Here is an 18,472-nt window from a genome sequence, read left to right on the forward strand (position 1 = left end):
CAAGAGGGACTGACAATTTGGTCCGGACGGCAAGGAAGGGGGTGGCGGGGTCTCCGGTCAGCCCTCGGCGTCCGCCCGGACCTGGGCCTTGTCGTGCTCGGTGTGGGCGTTGCGCAACAGCGTTAGGAACTCGGTCTCGTTGCGGATGAGCCGCTTGTACTTCTCGGGAAGCTTGCGGATCTGGTCTTCCTCGCGGACCATGCGGGCGAAGATCTTGTCCCGCTCCGCCATGTCCGTTTCGTAGGTGAGGTCCAGGTATTCGGTGGCGTGCCGCTTGGCGCCGGACACCGCGTTCTTGGCTTTGCCCTTGGGACTGAAGATGGACGCGAGGATGGTGACCACCAGGACGCCCAGGATCACCGTGAGGGAAACTGCCGTGCTGACTTCCACCACATTGACGTGCTGGCCGTCGTTGACGAACGGCAGGGTGTTCTCATGCAAGGCGTGCAGGATCAGTTTCACGCCGATGAAGCCCAGGATGGCTGCCAACCCGTAGGAGAGGAAAATCAGGCGGTCCAGCAGGCCGTCAATGAGGAAGAACAGCTGGCGCAGGCCCATCAGTGAGAACGCAGTGGCAGTAAAGACGATGTACACATTCTGGGTCAGGCCGAAAATTGCGGGGATGGAGTCCAGAGCGAACAGGATGTCAGTTCCGCCAATGGCCACCATCACCAGGAGCATCGGTGTCAGGACGCGTTTGCCGTCCTCCATGGTGAACAGTTTGTCGCCGTCGTAATGTGCCGACGCCGGGAGGTACTTCTTGGCGAGCCTGACCACCAGGCCTTCGGATTCTTCGTCGTGGACATTGGGCCTGAGCAGGTTGCCGGCGGTGATCAGGAGGATGAGTCCGAAGATGTAGAACACCCACGCGAAGCTGTTGATCAGGGCGGCGCCGAGGAAGATGAAGGCCGTGCGGGCAATGAGCGAAAAGACGATGCCGAACAACAGCACCTTTTGCTGGTCCGCCCGGGGCACCCGGAAGCTGGCCATGATGATGAGGAACACAAAGAGGTTGTCCACGGACAGCGCCTTCTCCGTGACATAGCCCGCGAAGTATTCGGTGCCCATGGTGGTGCCGCCAAACATCAGCACGCCAAGGCCAAAGAGGAGCGCGATTCCCACGTAGATGGAGGACCAGATGGCCGATTCCTTCAACGACGGGGTGTGGGCCTTTCGGACATGGAAGAAGAAATCGAAGGCCAGAAGGCCAACAATTCCTGCGATGGTCAGGGTCCAGACAATGGAGGGAACTTCCACGTGGCGGGCCTTTCGTCGGAGTCTCCCTCCAGCCTACCTAAGCAGGCTTCAGCAGTTTCCGCTTCAGGACAGCCTTCCGTGAAAGCGTCTTGTAGCCCTCCCGCTCAAACAGGACCGTGATCACATCGTCCTCATAGCGCATCACCAGGCCAGGCCCCCAGGACTTGTGGGTGACTGTGGACTGGAGCGGGAACGGAACAGCCTGCTCTTGGCCGGTAGGGCCGCCGTCGTGGTCCACGCCCGGGTGCTCCTGCCCAGCCGGGGCGGACTGCCGTACTGCCTCCGCACAGGCATCGCAGTTGCCGCACGGCTGCGGAAGGTGCTCGCCGAAGTAGCCCAGCAGGAATTGCCGGCGGCAGCCGTCCGTTTCGGCGTAGGCGCGCATCATGTTGAGCCGGGACTGGTCCACTCGTTGGCGGGCTTCGGCGAGGCCGACGGCGTCCCGCACCAGCGCGGACAGCTTGGCTTTCGAGGTGAGGCGCACACCCCGTTTGCCTGAAGTCACCGCCCCGGCCTCGTGCAGCAGGTTCAGCAGGCCCGTCACGCGCCGGGGCAACAGGTCCGTGAGTTCTGCCAGGGACGACGCAAAAACAGGGCCGTCCGCCGACCGGAGCACCTTGAGCAGGGCCAACAGCGAATCCGGGTCCGGGGAGTGCGTGCCGAAGAACTTCCGCAGGCCCAGGTCCTCGGCCCGGTAGTGCAGGACAGCAACCGCAGGCTCGCCGTCCCGCCCGGAACGCCCCACCTCCTGGTAGTAGGCATCGAGCGATTCGGGAATGTCGGCGTGGATGACGAACCGGACGTTGGGCTTATCAATCCCCATCCCGAACGCGGTAGTGGCCACCACAGTGTCCAGCCGGTCGTCCATGAACAGCCCAAGGATACGCTCGCGGTCCGCGGCGGAGCGGCCGGCATGATAGGCCTCGGCGCGGAGTCCGCGCGAAGTCAGCTCGGCCGCATACTTCTCTGTGTCCTTGCGTTTGGCGGCGTACAGCAGCCCCCTCCGGACGGCGCCGCCGTTTCCCTCGGCCAGCGCGCAGACCTGCTCCACTACAGCGCGGCGCTTTTCCTTTGCCTCATGGTGCCGGACCACCTCCACGCTGATGTTGGGCCGGTCAAAGCCGCGGACCAGGACCAGCGGATCCTTCATCCCCAGCCGCTCCACAACTTCCTCCCGCACCGGCGGCGAAGCCGTGGCTGTCAGTGCGGCAACCGGCGGGTTGCCCAACTGCTCCCTGACCGTGCCCAGGGTGAGGTAATCGGGACGGAAATCGTGGCCCCAGGAGGAGACACAATGTGCCTCGTCCACCACCAGCAGAGTGGGGTGCAGGGCGGCGAGCCGCTCCACCGTTTCCTTTTTTGCCAGCTGCTCCGGTGCCAGGAACAGGAAGATTGCAGTGCCTGCCTCCACTTTTTGCCAGGCATCTTCCAGTTCCGCGCCGGAGCGGACGGAATTGATGGCGACGGCGGCGTCCGGACCCAGCACCTCGGCGAGACCATCTATCTGGTCCTCCTGGAGGGCTATCAGGGGTGAAACCACGACGGCGGGGCGTCCCGTCCGGCGGTGCAAGTGGACGGCTCCAACCTGGTAAATGGCGGACTTGCCATATCCGGTGGGCATCACGGCGAGGACATCACGGCCGTCAGCCAGTGCGGCCATACCCGCGAGTTGGCCGTCGCGCAGTTGGGGCAGTGAAAAAACAGAGGAGGCGAGCGCACGCAGCGCAGGATTCTCGGACATGTTGCAGCTCCGGAAGGTGGGTCCTGCGGCCGGTTGCTTCAGCCGTGGTGACCAGCCTACGCGAGGTGGCCGCCGCCGTCGTCCGTGCTTGTACTTGAGCCGGTTGCCGCCCGGCCCTGAACCGGCCACCGTCCTTGACTTCCGGGGGCCCCTGAACAACTGTGGAAAGTGACCGTTCCGCTGATGCAGCCGGCGCGTTTCGGTCTCCGCAGGAACAAGGAGAGTGCAGCGTGACGCGCAAGAACCCCAAGGTGGAAGAGGCCGACGAGTCCGAGATCGAGGTCAGCGGGCATCCTAAGGCGTGGGCGGCGGGCGTTCCCGGCGTGTACCACTCCATGCAGCCGGCCTTGAAGCACATGGGCGCGGGCCGGGCAGCAAAGACGCTGCTGGCGCTGAACCAGAAAGACGGCTTCGACTGCATGAGCTGCGCCTGGCCGGACCCCGGGCACCGCAAGACCTTTGAGTTCTGCGAGAACGGCGCCAAGGCCGTCACCTGGGAAGCGACGCCCGTGGTGATCGGTTCCGATTTCTGGGCGGAGCACCCCGTCAGCGAGCTCCGCGAACGCTCCGAATACTGGTTGGGGATGCAGGGGCGCCTCACGGAACCCGTCTACAAGCCCGCGGGGGAGGACCACTACCGCCCCGTCAGCTGGGAACAGGCGTTCAGCATCGTCTCGGACAAGCTCAAGGGCCTCACTTCCCCGGACCAGGCCACGTTTTACACCAGCGGCAGGACCTCCAACGAGGCCGCATTCCTCTACCAGCTGTTCGTCCGCGCCTACGGCACCAACAACCTGCCGGACTGTTCCAACATGTGCCATGAATCCTCAGGCTGGGCGATGGGCCAGACCATCGGCATCGGCAAAGCCACCATCTCCTACGATGACTTCGCCAAGGCGGACCTGATTGTCATCATGGGCCAGAATCCGGGGACCAACCACCCGCGGATGCTCACCGCGCTGGAGGAAGCCAAAGTGGCCGGGGCCAGCATCGTCGCGGTGAATCCGCTGCCGGAGGCCGGCCTGATGCGCTACAAGAACCCGCAGACGGTCAAGGGCATCGTGGGACGCGGCACAGATTTGGCGGACCAGTTTATGCAGGTCCGGATCGGCGGCGACATGGCGCTCCTGCAGGCCGTTTCGAAGCGGGTGCTGGACGCCGAGGCCGCAGCCCCAGGCACCATCCTCGACCATCAGTTTCTCCAGGAGCACTGCGAGGGGCTGGAGGAACTGCGGACCCATCTCGCCCACCTGGATGAAGCCGCGGTCCTTGAGGCCACCGGGCTGCGGACCGAGGAGATCGACGAGCTTGCGGACCGCTACCTGAGGGCGGACAACGTGATCATCACCTGGGCCATGGGCATCACGCAGCACAAAAAGGGCGTGGCCACCATCAAGGAGATCATCAACCTGCTGCTGCTCCGCGGCAACATCGGCAAGCCGGGCGCCGGCGCCTCGCCCATCCGAGGCCACAGCAATGTCCAAGGCGACCGGACCATGGGCATCTGGGAGCAGATGCCGCCGGCCTTCCTGGACTCGCTGGGCAAGGAATTCAACTTCGATCCGCCCCGCGAGCACGGCGTGGACGCCGTCGAAACCATCCGGCAAATGCGCGACGGCGGCATCCGGGTTTTTGTGGGGCTCGGCGGCAACTTCGTAGGGGCCATTTCGGACACACACGCCGCGTTTGCGGCGATGGAAAACACCGAGCTTTCGGTGCAGATTTCCACCAAGCTCAACCGCTCACACACCGTTACCGGCGCCGAAGCGCTGATCCTGCCCACCTTGGGCCGCACGGAAATCGACCTCCAGGAATCCGGGCCACAGTTCGTTTCGGTGGAGGACACCGTTTGCGCCGTGCACGCCTCACACGGAACGGTGGACCCCGTAGCGCCCGGCCTGCTGTCCGAGGTGGCTATCGTCAGCAGGCTTGCCCAGCACGTAGTGGGAGATTCGGTCCACGCCGACTGGGGCGGTTTCGAAAGAAACTACGACCTCATCCGTGACCACATCTCCCATGTGGTGGTGGGCTGCGATGACTACAACCGGAAGATCCGGCAGGAAGGCGGCTTTGTGCTGCCCAACGGGCCCCGGGACTCGCGGACGTTCAACACCCCCACCGGCAAGGCGGTGCTGACGGTCAACGAACTTGAGCATGTTGAGCGGCCCGCCGGGACGCTGATCCTGCAGAGCATGCGCTCACACGACCAGTTCAACACCACTATCTACGGCCACAACGACCGCTACCGTGGCATCCGGAAGGGCCGCGAAGTGGTGTTCGTCAGCCCCGAGGACCTGGCCGAGTTGGGCCTCAATGACGGGCAGCATGTGGATATCCACGGCGTTTACCACGACAACGTGGAGCGCGTGCTGCGAAACTTCCGGGTGGTGTCGTACCCCACGGCCCGCGGCTGCGCTGCCGCCTACTATCCCGAAGCCAATGTCCTGGTGCCGCTGGAGAGTGTGGCAGAGGGCAGCCAGACGCCTGTGTCCAAGGCGGTCATCGTCCGGCTGGAGCCGGTGCCCGTGCTGGTTGAGGAACCCACGGCGGCGGGATAGCGGGAGCCGGTAGCCGCATAAGCGGTGCCGGCCAGCACCGGCTCATGCGGGCCACGGCAGTTGACGGGAACCCTGCTGCGGCTATTGCGCGGTGTCCGCCCAGCCCGTGGCTGCCGGGCCGCCGTCGTGCCCGTCCTCGCACAGCCGGAACGCGACGTCGGCCGCCTGCGAAACTGCCGCGGAGGACGCCTCCTTGGAACCGGCGCTGCCGTTGCCGGCTGCGAGCCCTGCCGCGTAGCCCACCAGGAACGTGGTGACCGGAGCCGCGGCGTGGATCACGGAACCGGCAGACTTCCGAGCCAGGTCAAGGAGAAGCTCCTGGTCCACGTCCAAGTCCAGGATCTGCAGCGCCTGGGCCAGCCGCTGGGTCCACTGGTCCAGAACCACTGCTTCGTCGTCGTTGACGGCCATGCTCTCTCCTAAATCCGTGGGTCAGTTCCTTGTTCGCTTGGGCGCGATGCCCTCGACACTGCGATGCCCTCGACACTACAAGGCCAAGCCGGCTGAGTCACTGGGTACCGCATCGTCGTCCTTGACAGCCGTTGGCGCCCTGAGGAATATCGGAGGTGCCGGTGCTGCTGGCGGTCTCTTGGGAGTCCAGCTGTTGTCCGGCCCCCCTTGAAGGGACATGGGATGCAGGCTGCCGTTCATGCTTTCGGGTCCTCCCGCCTTGCGTCCGGCCTGGCTGCGGCCGTGCTGGTGGCCTCCCTTGCAGGCTGCACCGGCGCCCCGGATCCCCCTGACCAGCCGTCGCCGACCGCCCCATCCCCGACAGCGACGACGACTGCCCCAACGGAGCCAGCCTTCGCCGCAGTGCTGAAAGAGTACAGCGAGAACGTGCGCGCCCGGGGAGCCACCGCCGTCATCGTCCAACTCAAGTCGCGGGTGGGGGAGTGGTCCTCGGCAGACGGCGTCCGAAACCTGGAAACCCGGGAACCCGTACAGTTGACCGACCAGACCCACGTTGGCGACATCACCATGACCATGGTGGCGGTCTCGGTCCTGAAGCTGGTGGAGGAGGGGGAAATCCAGCTGGATGACGCCATCCAGGAGTACCTGCCGGACTTCGAAAGCATCATCAAGCCGCCCGGACCCATCACGATCCGCAGCCTCCTCAGCCACCGGTCCGGGATGCCCGACTACTGGTATGCCTTGTTTCAGATGGGTAAGGCAGGGGACCAGCCCATGAGCCTTGAAGAGCGGCTCGGTGCCGCTGCGACCGCCCGCTGGACGGGAGGGTCAGGCAGCCTCTACAGCTACTCCGGCACCAACTACTCGGCCCTTGCCCTCCTGGTGCAGAAGCTGCGGGGCCAGGACATTGGAACCGTCATCCGCGCAGACAACGTGGAGCCGCTGGGGTTGCAGGACACCCTGATGACCGGTGATGAACCTGGCCCGCGGCAGCTGGTCCACGGCTATACACAATCGGAAAGCGGCGAGTTGGTGGACAACGCGCTCAGTCCGTTCCACAGGGGTTCCCCCGACGCTGGTTTGATTTCCTCCGTCCCTGATCTCAACACGTATTTCGCTGCCCTGCAGAAAGGGACCCTGGTGACGCGGCAAACCTTGGAAGAGATGCACCATCCCAAATATCAAGAGTTCGGCCTTGGCGTGGTGAGGCGGTACGACTCCTGCTCCAATAACGACTATTTCGGCCACATAGGGGTAGTGCGGGGATATGCAGCGCTGGCGCTCATCAGCGCTGACGGATCCCGCCAGGTGGCCATGGCGGTGGCACGCGCTCCCAAGCCGGACCTGATTGGCTTCGACGACCCGCAGGCTGTTGAGATGGCCAAAGCCGCCGTGGACGCGCTGAACCTGGCCTGTTAGGCGGTTATTGAAATAACGGTGCGCGTGCCGAGGTTAGGCTGTATCAGAAACCGAACCGAGGAGACCTCCGTGAATGACGCCACCATCCGCCACAATCCTGAACGCGAGCGCTTCGAAGTGCTGGTGGCCGGAAACGTCATCGGCAAGGCGGCCTACAAGGATTACGACGGCGGCAGCTCACCGCAGAGGATTTTCTACCACACGGTGATCAACGAGGAATACGGCGGGCAGGGGCTTGCGGGCAAGCTCGCCACCGCGGCGCTGGATGAGACAGTCGGCGCCGGCTTCCGGATCGTGCCGGTTTGCCCATTTATCAAAAAATTCATCACCAAGAACCCTGAGTATGCCAGCGACACCGCACCAATCGCTCCGGCGCACCTGGAATTCTTGAACGACGCCCTGGCTCCGCGGGCCCGCGCGTAAAGCTGGCTGTCCGGGGCTGTTCCACGTCTGTCAGGCTAGGCGGGCTTTGTCAGGCCAGGCGGGCTTTGTCAGGCTAGGCGGGCTTTGTCAGGCCAGGCGGGCTTTGTCAGGCTAGGCGGGCTTTGTCAGGCCAGGTGGGCGTTGTCAGGCTAGGCGGGCGTTGACCGCAGCGGGCGAGAAGACCTGGTTCACCAGCAGCGATGACATGCCCCGGATTGCTGCGTCTTCGCCCAGCGCCGCCAACCGGACGTCCAGGTGGCGTGTGGCTCGCGGGAGCGACATAGGATAAAGCGTCTCGCGGATGCCCCCGATCAACGAGGATGACGCGAGATCGCCCGCGATCAACAGGACTGCCGGATTGAGCAGGCACACCACGGTGGCCATCACTTCACCAAGCCTCCGGCCGGCGTCGTGCGTGAGGCGCATCGTGTCCACGTTGCCGGCCAACAGTTGCTGGCGCACATCACGTCCGGACGATGCATCGATGCCCATCTCCGCGAGCTTGCGCGCGATCGCGCCTCCGCTGGCCCCAGCGGCCAGGCAGCCAAACGAGCCGCACTGGCACTGCAGTTCCGCGAAGGCAGGGTGGCGGACGTGGCCGATATCGCCGGCCCCGCCGTCGACGCCCTGATAGACCTGGCCATCGATGACCAGGCCTGTGCCGATGCCGGTGGACACCTTCACCAGGCATAGGGAAGGGACGCCGGCAAAGCCCGTGCTGTATTCGCCAACTGCCATCGCATCGGCGTCGTTCTCCACCAGGACCGGCACGGGGAAGGTGTCCTGGATGAACTCGACAATGGGGTATGCGTCCCAACCGGGCATGATGGGCGGCTGGCTTGGGCGGAGCGTGTGGGGATCCACCGGGCCGGGGATGGAGATGCCCATTCCCGAAACTTTTGCCATGGGCGTGTTGGACCGCTGGAGAAGCAGCAGTCCGGCTTCGGTGATGGCGTGCAAAACTTTCTCGGGGCCGTCATCGACGGCGATGTCCAGGTGCTCGTCGGTGATGATCGCCCCACTGAGGTCCGTGAGCGCTACCCGGCTGGACGTGGTCTCCACCGAGGCGGAGACAGTGCAGGAGTGCTGGAGGTTGAAGGCCAGATCCGTTGGCCGCCGGCCTCCGGAAGGCCGTGCAGTGCCGGCTTCGCGGATCAGTTCAGCCTTGAGCAGGGCATCCACGCGCTGGGCCACTGTCATGCGGGACATGCCCGTTTCTTCCTGGATGTCCCCGCGGGTTCGGGCCTTGCCTGACCTGATCAGGTGAAGGACGTCCCCTGGTCCGACGTACATCTGCGGCTCCTACGGTTGAAAAGGCACTTTTGACATCCTAGGCGCTCGGAGAGCGCATAGGGCAGAACCTGCATCCACTCGTGTCGATTGACTCTGCAGCTAATGCTAGACAACTAGGCAACATTTGGATAGCCTTTAGGCACAAGTCCCGGGATTGTGACTGCGCTCACGACCGGGGAGTTTTCCAGCACCTCTTCCGCTGGCCCGGCCAAAGTGGTCCAGTGCCGGTGGAACGGGGGAGCAAAGCGCGAATCCGCGGGGCCGCTCAAGGCACCGCCGAAGACAGGAGCATCGAAGTGATGAGAACCAGAAGCCGGTCCAGCGTGGCCGTCTTGGCAGCTGCATCGTTGACCGTGGCAATGCTGGCGGCCTGCACGCCCAACGAAGGCACGGATGACGGCTCAAGCCCCGACGCCAGTGCCCAGGCCATCACAGTCTGGACGGCGGATACCCTCCCGGACCGGGTGGCCAAGACAGAGGCAATCATCGATAAGTTCACAGCAGCCACCGGCGTCGAAGTTGAGCTCGTGGGCGTGCCGGAAGACCAGTTCAACCAGGTCCTGACGTCCTCGGCGGCCGCCGGCGACCTCCCGGACGTGATCGGTTCCATCTCGCTGGCCCAGGTCCGGACCCTGGCTGCCAACGACCTGGTGGATGCCGACAGCAACAAGGCAATCGTTGAAAGCCTCGACGAAAGCACGTTCTCCGAACGGGCCCTGGAACTTACCCGCGACGGCGACCAGCAGCTCTCAGTGCCTGATTCCTCCTGGCAGCAGCTCCTGTACTACCGCAAGGACCTCTTCGACAAGGCCGGCATAGCGGCGCCGAAGACCTATGACGACATCAAGGCCGCGGCGCAGAAGCTCGACACCCCCCAACTGGCCGGGATCGCGGCCGCCAACAAGCCCGGTGAGGCCTTTACGCAGCAGACCTTCGAGCACATTGCCCAGGGCAACGGCTGCGAAATGGTCAACGACAAGGGCGACATCACCTTCGACAGCCCTGAATGCATCGGTGCCCTGGAGTTTTACCGCGACATGCTGAAGGACTACTCTGTTCCGGGCGCCCAGGACGTGGACACGGTCCGTGCTTCCTACTTCGCCGGCCAGGCCGCCATGTCCATTTGGTCAACGTTCCTCCTGGACGAGATGGCAGGCCTTCGCAACGATGCCAAGCCCACGTGCGCCGAGTGCGTGGCCGACCCGTCCTTCCTGGCCAAGAACACCGGCGTTGTAACCGGCATCCAGGGACCGGACGGCGACCAGCCGGCGCAGTTCGGTGAAGTTGTCTCCTGGACAGTCACCAAGGACTCCGCTTCGGAGTCTGCCCGCAAGTTCGTGGAGTACTTCATGACCGAGGGCTACGTTGACTGGCTCTCCATCGCTCCTGAAGGCCGGCTCCCGGTCAGGGCTGGCACGGCGGACAACCCCACCGAGTACGCGGACAAGTGGAAGACCATGCCTGCGGGCGTGGACAAGAAGGAACCCCTGGGCAACTTCTACTCCCAGGACGTGCTGTCCGTCCTGGAACAGGGCCCGGATGAGCTCAAGCGCTGGGGCATCACCCAGGGCCAGGGCGACCTCGTGGGCGCGGCTTTGGGCGAACTGCCTATCGCCAAGGCTGTCAGTGACGTCACCTCCGGCGGAGTGGATCCCGAAACCGCAGCCAAGCAGGCCGCTGAATCCCTTCGCTCGATTCAGGGCTCGCTGAAGTGAGTTCTGTCAAAAAGGACGTTCCTGCAGGACCGGCGGCATCGGCCGCCGGCCTGCGGGGGCGCCGCAAGCTTTCCCCCATGGCAAAGGAGGAGCAGCGGGCGGGCCTGACCTTGCTCTCGCCCACCCTGGTCCTGGTTTTAGTCATGGTGGTCTTGCCGATCCTGTGGACGTTGGTGCTTGCCTTCCAGCGGGTCCGGATCCTGAACATCCGGACGGCCGGAATCTTCGGCCCGTACACCCTTGCCAACTTCGACAACGTGTTCTCGAGCAGCTTCTTCACGTCGCTGGGGACCACGCTGGCTTACTCCATCTTCGGCACCGCCGGCGCGATCATCCTGGGACTGATCGCGGCCCTGGCACTCCGCAAGCCCTTCAAGGGAAGGACCCTGATCCGGGCTTCCATGCTGATCCCGTACGTGTCACCCATCGTGGCCGTGACGTTCACCTGGACCACCATGCTGGATCCGCAGTTTGGGCTCATCAATTATTGGGGCAAGCGGTTGCTCGGCTGGGAGGAATCCATCCCCTTCCTCAGCGAGCGGGCCAGGGAAGTGTCCTTCCTGGGCTTGAACTTCGAGATCCCCACGGCTCTGATCGCCGTCATCGTGTTCGAAATGTGGCGGTCCTTCCCGTTCGCCTTCCTGTTCCTGACCGCCCGGATCAACGCCATTCCGGACAGCCTGGAGGAAGCGGCCAGGGTGGACGGGGCTACTCCCATCCAGCGCTTCTTCCATATCATCCTGCCGCAACTGCTCCCCACCATCGCCATGCTGTCCGTGCTGCGCTTCATCTGGACCTTCAACAGCTTCGATGACATCTACCTGCTCACCGGCGGTGGCGGCGGCACCGAAGTCGTGGCCGTAACCGTGTTCAACTTCCTGACCGCCCGCGGTGACATCGGTGCGGCATCCGCCCAGGCGCTGGTGCTGGCAGTCATCCTCGGCCTGATGGTGGGCATCTACATTAAATTCTTCGGCAAGAAAGAGGAGGTCTCCTGATGGCGATTCCCGTCGAAACGAGACGCCCGGCCTCCCCGTCCCGGCCCCCGGAGGGTTCGCGCTGGACGCGGGACGTGATCGAAACCAAAGTTTTCGGTGTGCTGCGCTGGGTGGTGATCGTCGGCCTGGTGCTGGTGACGCTGTTCCCGTTCTATTACATGTTCGTCCTGTCCATCCGGCCGCTGGATGCGCTGCTGCGTGATCCGGGTTCGTTGGTCATTCCATTCGGCGAACTGGACTGGGGCTCCTACCGGAGCATCCTGACTCCGCAGGAAGACGGCGGGCAGGGCTTCCTGAAGTTCATGGGCAACTCGGCCATGGTGGCGCTGGGCACCGTGCTCATCTCGCTGCTCGTGGCCATTCCAGGTTCCTACGCCATTAGCCGGCTGAACTTCTTCGGCCGCCGCCAGGTCAGCGCCCTGTTCCTTGCGGTGTACCTGTTCCCCAGCATCCTGCTGGCCATTCCGCTGTTCACCTTCTTCACGAGGCTGGGCCTTCGCGGCCAGCTGGTGGCGCTGCTCATCGTGTACGTGGCCCAGGTCATCCCTGTCACTATCTACATGCTGCGCAACTACTTCGACACCATCCCCACCAGCCTGGAGGAAGCTGCGGCCCTGGACGGCTGCAGCAGGCTCGGCGTGCTGCGCCGGATCAGCCTGCCGCTGGCCATGCCGGCCATCATTTCCAACGGCCTGTTCGTGTTCATGATCGCGTGGAACGAATTCCTCTTCGCGCTGCTGTTCCTGGTCAACACCAGGCCAAGCTGGACCGTTTCGCTGGGCCTGTCCCAGCTGGCCGGCAGCATCGAGGTGCCCACCACCGTCCTGATGGCCGGCTCGGTCATCCTGACGCTGCCCATCATCATCATCTTCTTTGCCGCCGAGCGGCTCCTGACCGAAGGCCTGACCGCAGGCGCGGAGAAAGGATGATGGGCCGCACCACGGACGCCGGTCTTGCAGGCACTGTGCGCAACCTTATGGACGCGCACTGGCGCCCGGAGCACGGCTATTCCGTGCCGAACCCCGGCACCTACCCGCATCTGTGGCTGTGGGACTCCTGCTTCCACGCCATCATCTGGGCCAAACTGGGAGATCCCCGCGCGGTCCAGGAGCTCGATGCCGTCCTGGCCGGGCAGCTGGACAACGGCATGGTGCCGCACATGCGTTACGGCGGCGCCGGCCCGGACACTTGGCTGGGTCCGCTCACCGGGACGTCGTCCCTGACGCAGCCGCCCATGTTCGGGCACGCCGCACGGGTGTTGTCCGACGCCGGCATTCCACTCTCAGAGGCAACGCTGGCCAAGGCGCGGGCGGGGCTGGACTGGCTGTGGGAGAACCGGCGGACTCCCGAGGGGCTTATCTACGTGGTGCACCCGTGGGAAGCAGGCAACGACCACGCCCCGCGCTGGGACGACTGGGGCGCCCCGGGCCGGACCAAGGAAGGGTACAGCCGCCCGGCCCGTACGGCGTGGAACAAGGAACGCATGAACGAGGTCTCCTTCTCCGACGACGGCGCCGCCAACTGGTCCACCAGCTTCGTGGCCTGCCCCGCGGCATTCAACGCCTACACCGCGTTCAACCTCCGCGAACTCGCTGCCGTCACAGGCGACGCGACGCTCGAGGCGCGGGCCACCGAACTCGCGGCCGCCATGGACGAACGCCTGTGGGACGACGGCGAGCAGCTCTGGTCCGATCTCGCAGTGGTGGGCGGGGGGCCGTCGGTCCGAATCCCCATCAGCGACGGCGTCATGGGCGCCTTGGTCACCGGGGACGAAGCCAAAGCCCGGGCGGCACTGAAGCAGCTTGAGGATCCGGCCCGGTTCGGCGCGGAGTTCGGCCCTGCCAACGTGGCCCGCGAGCACCCCGCCTACGATCCGGACACGTACTGGCGCGGACCGGCGTGGCCCCCGCTGAACTACCTCTTCGCCCAGGCCTACAGGAGGCTGGGCATGGAGCAGGAGGGCGCTGCGCTCGCAGAGCTTACGGCCAAAGGCGCCACTACCAGCGGGTGGGCGGAGTACTGGAATCCCGACAACGGGCGCGGACTGGGTGCCGTTCCCCAAAGCTGGGCCGGCCTTGTTATTGCCATGCAGCAGTAGCAGCGCGGACGGCGGCGCGGGCCAGGCAGCTATGGCCCGCGTCGTTGGGGTGGACCGTGTCCGCGTCCAGCATGGTGGCAGCGTTCCAGCCTGCGGCCTCGGCCACCACCACCTGCGGAAACTCCGCCGCAACCCGCCGCAGTTCCTCGTTGTACGTGGCCACCAGGGCGTTGGACCCCAGATTGTGCGGGGCATGCAGGCTGAAGTCCAGCAGGGGCGGCTGTGCGAGGGCCACTACCAGCGCGTCCGGGGCTGCCTGGCCGAAGGCGGCAAGGATGCTCCGGAGCGCGGCGGTGTACTGCTCAAGGGACGACGGCGCGTCCCCGCCCAGGCGAAGATCGTTCAGTCCCGTCATCAGCAGGTACAGCGTGGCGGGTGGGGGAGCCGTGTCCTGGACGAGGGCCGCAGTTCCGGTGCTGCTGGAGCCGCCCACACCGCGGTTGTCCAGGTCCAGGCCCAGCCGGGCAGCCACCCGCGCGGCCAGGCAGGAGGCCGGCCCGGACGCGCCGTCGCCGTCCACCCACGAGTGTCCATAGGAAACCATCGTCCGCCGCATTGCGGCACCTGCCCTTCGGTATCAGCCCGCCCCGAGCGGGCCAGTGCATTGCTGGTAACGTTATCAAGAAACATTCCCGGATCGGAAGACCATGAGCCACACACCTCCCCTCTATGACAAATTCCCCACGGTAACCGTCCCGGGCAACCCGCGGACCTGGACCGGACCGGATGCCTGGCAGGAGATCGCCGGCGCCGGCCGGCCCGTTGTGGTGGACGCCTATCCCGGGGTGAAGTTGGACGAACTCCTGGCCTTCATCGGCGAGGCACTGCCGGGGCACCGGATCATGAACGTGGAAGATCTCGCTGCCAGGCCCATCACGGAGATCGATTCGCTGATCGCCGCCAACCTCACGGATGACCGCGTCTTCGGAGTCATGAGCCACCACACCCTGGCCGACTTTTACGACGCCGAAAGGCTGGCTGACCTCGGCCGCCAAGTGGCGTCGTCGGAAGTTCCGGTTGTCCTGGTGGGCTGGGGAGCCGCACTGGTGCCGCTGCCCGAGCGCACCTTGGTCCTGGCTGACATGGCACGCTGGGAGCTGCAGCAGCGCCAGCGTGCCGGCGCCCCCAACTGGCGCTGCCACAACACCAACGAAGACAACCTGCGCAAGTACAAGCGGAGCTTTTTCGTGGAGTGGCGGGTGGCCGACAGGCACAAGCGGCAGCTGTTTCCCGCCGTCGACTACGTTTTGGACACCAACCGGAGCGTCTCCGAAGCCAAGCTGATCACTGGCGACACCTTCCACCGAGGGATGGCCGCTGCGGCCGCCGCGCCGTTCCGGGTGGTGCCGTTCTTTGACCCTGGCGTGTGGGGCGGGCAGTGGATGAAGAAGGTCATCGGCCTGGACTCCGAAGCGGACAACTACGCCTGGTGCTTCGACTGCGTCCCGGAGGAGAACAGCATCCTGCTGGACGTCGGCGGAGAAATCGTGGAGCTGCCCTCGGTCAACGTGGTCTTTACCCAGCCCTCGGCGCTCCTCGGCCAGCAGACCTACGCCCGCTTCGGCGCCGAGTTCCCCATCCGCTTCGACTTTCTCGACACCATGGGCGGCGGCAACCTGTCCCTGCAGGTCCACCCGCTGACGGACTACATCCAGGACCGCTTCGGCATGCACTACACGCAGGATGAGAGCTATTACATCCTGGACTGCGACGACGACGCCGTGGTCTACCTCGGCCTCAAAACCGGCACGGACCCGGAGGCCATGGTGACGGCCCTGAAAGAAGCGTCCGACGGCGGCACCCACTTTCCCGCGGAGGATTACGTTAACGCCTTCCCGGCCAAAAAGCACGACCACTTTTCCATCCCGGCAGGGACCGTGCACTGTTCAGGGGCCAACTCGATGGTGCTGGAGATCTCTGCGACGCCGTACATCTTCACGTTCAAGATGTGGGACTGGGACCGCGTGGGCCTGGATGGCCGGCCGCGTCCCATCCACGTTGACCATGCCAGCCGGAACATCCAGTGGGACCGCAACACCGAGTGGGCGCGCGAGCAGCTCCTGGACCAGGTGGAGGAACTGGGCTCCGGTCCGGGCTGGACCGAGGAGCGCACCGGCCTGCACGAACTGGAATTCATCGAGGTCAGGCGGCATTGGTTCACGGACACCGTGGAGCACCACACCAATGGCACCGTGAACGTCCTGAACCTCGTCGAGGGCGCGCAGGCGGTGGTGGAAAGTCCTGACGGAGCGTTCGAACCGTTTGTGGTGAGCTACGCCGAAACGTTCATCGTCCCGGCTGCCGTGGGCCGGTACACCATCAGCCCGCATGGCCCCGGAATGGGTCAGAAGCTGGCCACCGTGAAAGCCTCGGTGCGGGGGACCGAGACGGCACTGCCTGCCCGCGTTGCGGCCGGCGGAGTTGTGAACTAAGCGCCTTCGGCGGTGTGCCCTGCCCAATAGGCAGCGCCCACCAAGCCGGCCTCTTCGGAGCGCTCCGCCTTCCGGAGGGGCAACGCTGCCAGGCCGGGTGCCACGGCTGCCATGCCCTTCCGGATGGCGGGTTCCACAATGTCCCAGGAGCCCGTCATCGAGCCGCCCACAATCAGGACCTCGGTGCCGAAACTCGAAAGATACGGCGCGGCAGCCTCGCCGACTGCAGAGAAAGCACGCTCCAGGACCATGGCGGCCACGGCGTCGCCCGCACGGGCCGCCTCGGCGATGTCGCGCACGTCCGGAGTACCGGCGTCGGGATCTCCGGGGGCGCCAGCGGCACCAGCACCGGGGGCGCCGGCGGAACCGGAAGCACCCGCGGCCGCCGCGTAGGCCCGCCGGATCGCCCGGCGGGAAACGGTATCCTCGAGCGGCCGTCCCCGGTATTCCAGCAGGTAGCAGCTGCCATCCGGCGGAACATCCGTCCCAGTTTTGACGGGCATGCCGTCGGCCAGGAAAGACGAACCCACCCCGGTGCCCAGCGTGATGCAAACGGCCCGCCGACTGCGGCCCGCGGCGCCGAGCGCCACCTCGCCTATTCCGAAAGCATCGGCGTCGTTCAGGAACGTGACTGTCCCAAGTGCCATGCCCAGCCGTTCCGCCAGCCCGGCACGTACATCCACGTCCTGGAGCCCGTCGAATTTGCCCACATGCTCGTAGCGCGCGATTCCGCTCGCATAGTCGAAAGGCCCGGGCAGCGCCACGCCCCACCGGCCGTTGTGGCCGGTGCCGAGGGAGTTGGCGGCTGCCGCCAGGGCGTCAAGGAGTTGGCTTGCGGGAGCATGCGCGTCAAGGCCCCGGCGGACAACACTGTCCGCCGCGACAGTCCAGGAGCCCGGCGCGTGCCGGACCAGCGCCGCCGTAACATGGGTGCCACCAATTTCCAGTACCGGGGTGGGCAGTTCAAGGTCATTCATGTGCGTCTCTCCTGGCACTTGGTAACGTTGACGCAGCCTGGCAGGAAGCCGCCGGGCGGATAGTCCGAACTGAAAGCACGGGATGGCCATGGCCCGCAGCAATGCCTCTTCCGTCCCTACTGTCAGGGACGTCGCCGCGCTGGCCGGTGTCAGTCCGATGACCGTTTCCCGGACCATGTCCGGGGGCCTGAACGTGCGGCCGGAAGTCCAGGAACGGGTCCGGGAAGCCGTGGAAAAACTCGGCTACCGGCCCAACCAGAGCGCCCGCAACACACGGCTCAGCAAACCCACGGGGCTGATTGGCGTTGCAGTTACGAATCTGGGCAACCCCTACTACGGTCAGTTCGCACTCGGCGTCGAGGACGTTGCCGCCGCGCACGGACGGCACATCGTGGTGGGTAACAGCGGTGAAGATCCCGGCCGGGAGGGCAGCCTTCTCGCCGACTTTGCCGCGCGCCAGCTGGAGGGAGTGATCCTGGTGCCGGCCGGCAAAGGCGGAAACCCGTTGGGCCCACGGCAGTTGGGCGGCGTTCCGCTGGTCCTCGCCACCCGGACCGTCGAAGGCGTGGAGTGCGACGCCGTCCTCGTGGACGACGCCAACGGCGCTGCTGCCGGAACAGCGGCACTCCTGGCCGACGGCCACCGGCGCATCGCCTTCCTCGGTGATGTTGCGGGAATTTCCACCGCTCAGAGCCGCTTTGACGGCTTCACGCAGGCGCTGGCTGGGGCCGGCATCAGCCTGGATCCGGATTATCTGGTGATTGTCCGGGAAACCGACGCCGCCGCTGGAGCCGTTCGGCGGCTGCTTGCCGGTCCGAATCCGCCCACCGCGTTTTTCTCCGCCAACAACCGAACCACGGTAGGTGCCCTGCGGGCAATCTGCGAATGGCGCGACGGCGTGCCGCGGCGGCCAGCGCGCCAGCCGATGCCGGCGCTGGCAAGCTTCGATGATGTTGAGCTGGCAGACCTGTTGGGCATCCCGCTCACGGTGATGTCCCATGATGCGCGGGCCCTCGGGGCAGCGGCGGCGCGCCTGCTGTTCGACCGGCTGGACGGAACAACGGCGCCGGCCGAAGCTTCGCCGGCGCCGCGCCTGGTCCTGATGCCCGTCACCGTACGGCGTTACTGAACGAGCCGTCGCTGAGTTCGG

The 18,472-nt window shown here is 65.4% G+C and carries 15 protein-coding genes; 9 read left to right on the top strand and 6 right to left on the bottom strand.

All coding sequences use genetic code 11. From position 1 onward, the window contains the following. Positions 1-57: 57 nt before the first annotated feature. A complete protein-coding gene (locus tag ACFC25_RS12135) occupies positions 58-1,257 on the bottom strand; it encodes a TerC family protein (protein ID WP_337346424.1) in 1,200 nt (399 codons plus the stop codon). A gap of 37 nt (positions 1,258-1,294) precedes the next feature. Beyond that, on the bottom strand, positions 1,295-2,998 hold the full coding sequence (locus ACFC25_RS12140; RefSeq protein ID WP_376045396.1) for a RecQ family ATP-dependent DNA helicase: 1,704 nt from the start codon (positions 2,996-2,998) through the stop codon (positions 1,295-1,297). Between the two features lie 230 nt (positions 2,999-3,228). On the opposite strand from ACFC25_RS12140, the gene ACFC25_RS12145 reads away from it, so the two are divergent. Beyond that, a complete protein-coding gene (locus tag ACFC25_RS12145; RefSeq protein ID WP_376045399.1) occupies positions 3,229-5,556 on the top strand; it encodes an FdhF/YdeP family oxidoreductase in 2,328 nt (775 codons plus the stop codon). Positions 5,557-5,637: 81 nt separating this feature from the next. Here the strand turns inward: ACFC25_RS12145 and ACFC25_RS12150 are convergent, their stop codons facing one another. Beyond that, on the bottom strand, positions 5,638-5,967 hold the full coding sequence (locus ACFC25_RS12150; RefSeq protein ID WP_337350319.1) for a DUF6457 domain-containing protein: 330 nt from the start codon (positions 5,965-5,967) through the stop codon (positions 5,638-5,640). Positions 5,968-6,189: 222 nt separating this feature from the next. On the opposite strand from ACFC25_RS12150, the gene ACFC25_RS12155 reads away from it, so the two are divergent. Both ACFC25_RS12155 and ACFC25_RS12160 read left to right on the top strand, forming a co-directional pair. Continuing rightward, a complete protein-coding gene (locus tag ACFC25_RS12155; protein ID WP_376045402.1) occupies positions 6,190-7,386 on the top strand; it encodes a serine hydrolase domain-containing protein in 1,197 nt (398 codons plus the stop codon). 69 nt (positions 7,387-7,455) lie between these two features. Then, the gene (locus ACFC25_RS12160) at positions 7,456-7,809 is read left to right on the top strand and encodes a GNAT family N-acetyltransferase (protein ID WP_337346429.1); all 354 of its coding nucleotides are present in this window, start codon (positions 7,456-7,458) and stop codon (positions 7,807-7,809) included. A 144-nt stretch (positions 7,810-7,953) separates the two neighbouring features. Here the strand turns inward: ACFC25_RS12160 and ACFC25_RS12165 are convergent, their stop codons facing one another. Continuing rightward, a complete protein-coding gene (locus ACFC25_RS12165; protein ID WP_376045406.1) occupies positions 7,954-9,102 on the bottom strand; it encodes an ROK family protein in 1,149 nt (382 codons plus the stop codon). Positions 9,103-9,401: 299 nt separating this feature from the next. Here ACFC25_RS12165 and ACFC25_RS12170 point away from each other — a divergent pair, with 299 nt between their 5' ends. From ACFC25_RS12170 to ACFC25_RS12185, 4 genes are read left to right on the top strand one after another with little or no spacing between them, the layout of a single operon-like run. Beyond that, complete coding sequence (locus tag ACFC25_RS12170; protein ID WP_337346431.1) at positions 9,402-10,817, top strand: extracellular solute-binding protein; 1,416 nt, start codon at positions 9,402-9,404, stop codon at positions 10,815-10,817. Continuing rightward, positions 10,814-11,815 (top strand): sugar ABC transporter permease, encoded by a 1,002-nt coding sequence (locus ACFC25_RS12175; RefSeq protein ID WP_337346432.1) that lies wholly within the window; start codon positions 10,814-10,816, stop codon positions 11,813-11,815. The genes ACFC25_RS12170 and ACFC25_RS12175 overlap by 4 nt, the downstream gene beginning before the upstream one ends. Beyond that, entirely contained in the window at positions 11,815-12,744 is a 930-nt protein-coding gene (locus tag ACFC25_RS12180) for a carbohydrate ABC transporter permease (protein ID WP_337346433.1), read from the top strand. Before ACFC25_RS12175 ends, ACFC25_RS12180 begins: the two co-directional genes overlap by 1 nt. Next, a complete protein-coding gene (locus ACFC25_RS12185) occupies positions 12,744-13,913 on the top strand; it encodes a hypothetical protein (protein WP_376045411.1) in 1,170 nt (389 codons plus the stop codon). Before ACFC25_RS12180 ends, ACFC25_RS12185 begins: the two co-directional genes overlap by 1 nt. Here the strand turns inward: ACFC25_RS12185 and ACFC25_RS12190 are convergent. Next, positions 13,894-14,469, bottom strand: a complete 576-nt coding sequence (locus ACFC25_RS12190) for an SGNH/GDSL hydrolase family protein (protein ID WP_376045413.1) — start codon at positions 14,467-14,469, stop codon at positions 13,894-13,896. The genes ACFC25_RS12185 and ACFC25_RS12190 overlap by 20 nt on opposite strands. 91 nt (positions 14,470-14,560) lie before the next feature. Here ACFC25_RS12190 and ACFC25_RS12195 point away from each other — a divergent pair, with 91 nt between their 5' ends. Next, the gene (locus ACFC25_RS12195; RefSeq protein WP_376045416.1) at positions 14,561-16,345 is read left to right on the top strand and encodes a class I mannose-6-phosphate isomerase; all 1,785 of its coding nucleotides are present in this window, start codon (positions 14,561-14,563) and stop codon (positions 16,343-16,345) included. Here ACFC25_RS12195 and ACFC25_RS12200 read toward each other — a convergent pair. Further along, a complete protein-coding gene (locus ACFC25_RS12200; protein WP_376045419.1) occupies positions 16,342-17,322 on the bottom strand; it encodes an ROK family protein in 981 nt (326 codons plus the stop codon). The two genes, ACFC25_RS12195 and ACFC25_RS12200, sit on opposite strands and share 4 nt — an antisense overlap. An 88-nt stretch (positions 17,323-17,410) precedes the next feature. Here ACFC25_RS12200 and ACFC25_RS12205 point away from each other — a divergent pair, with 88 nt between their 5' ends. After that, complete coding sequence (locus ACFC25_RS12205) at positions 17,411-18,451, top strand: LacI family DNA-binding transcriptional regulator (RefSeq protein WP_376045422.1); 1,041 nt, start codon at positions 17,411-17,413, stop codon at positions 18,449-18,451. The last annotated feature ends 21 nt before the right edge of the window (positions 18,452-18,472 follow it).

The organism is Pseudarthrobacter sp. NPDC055928 (assembly GCF_042270935.1).
In the GTDB taxonomy this organism is placed as follows: Bacteria; Actinomycetota; Actinomycetes; order Actinomycetales; family Micrococcaceae; genus Arthrobacter.

Excerpts from the sequence above, each read along its gene's own strand:
- ACFC25_RS12170 (WP_337346431.1), top strand. The coding sequence starts at position 9,402 with ATGAGAACCAGAAGCCGGTCCAGCGTGGCCGTCTTGGCAGCTGCATCG.
- ACFC25_RS12185 (WP_376045411.1), top strand. The coding sequence starts at position 12,744 with ATGGGCCGCACCACGGACGCCGGTCTTGCAGGCACTGTGCGCAACCTT.
- ACFC25_RS12165 (WP_376045406.1), bottom strand. The coding sequence starts at position 9,102 with ATGTACGTCGGACCAGGGGACGTCCTTCACCTGATCAGGTCAGGCAAG.
- ACFC25_RS12205 (WP_376045422.1), top strand. The coding sequence starts at position 17,411 with ATGGCCCGCAGCAATGCCTCTTCCGTCCCTACTGTCAGGGACGTCGCC.
- ACFC25_RS12150 (WP_337350319.1), bottom strand. The coding sequence starts at position 5,967 with ATGGCCGTCAACGACGACGAAGCAGTGGTTCTGGACCAGTGGACCCAG.
- ACFC25_RS12190 (WP_376045413.1), bottom strand. The coding sequence starts at position 14,469 with ATGCGGCGGACGATGGTTTCCTATGGACACTCGTGGGTGGACGGCGAC.
- ACFC25_RS12195 (WP_376045416.1), top strand. The coding sequence starts at position 14,561 with ATGAGCCACACACCTCCCCTCTATGACAAATTCCCCACGGTAACCGTC.
- ACFC25_RS12155 (WP_376045402.1), top strand. The coding sequence starts at position 6,190 with ATGCAGGCTGCCGTTCATGCTTTCGGGTCCTCCCGCCTTGCGTCCGGC.
- ACFC25_RS12140 (WP_376045396.1), bottom strand. The coding sequence starts at position 2,998 with ATGTCCGAGAATCCTGCGCTGCGTGCGCTCGCCTCCTCTGTTTTTTCA.
- ACFC25_RS12200 (WP_376045419.1), bottom strand. The coding sequence starts at position 17,322 with ATGAATGACCTTGAACTGCCCACCCCGGTACTGGAAATTGGTGGCACC.
- ACFC25_RS12180 (WP_337346433.1), top strand. The coding sequence starts at position 11,815 with ATGGCGATTCCCGTCGAAACGAGACGCCCGGCCTCCCCGTCCCGGCCC.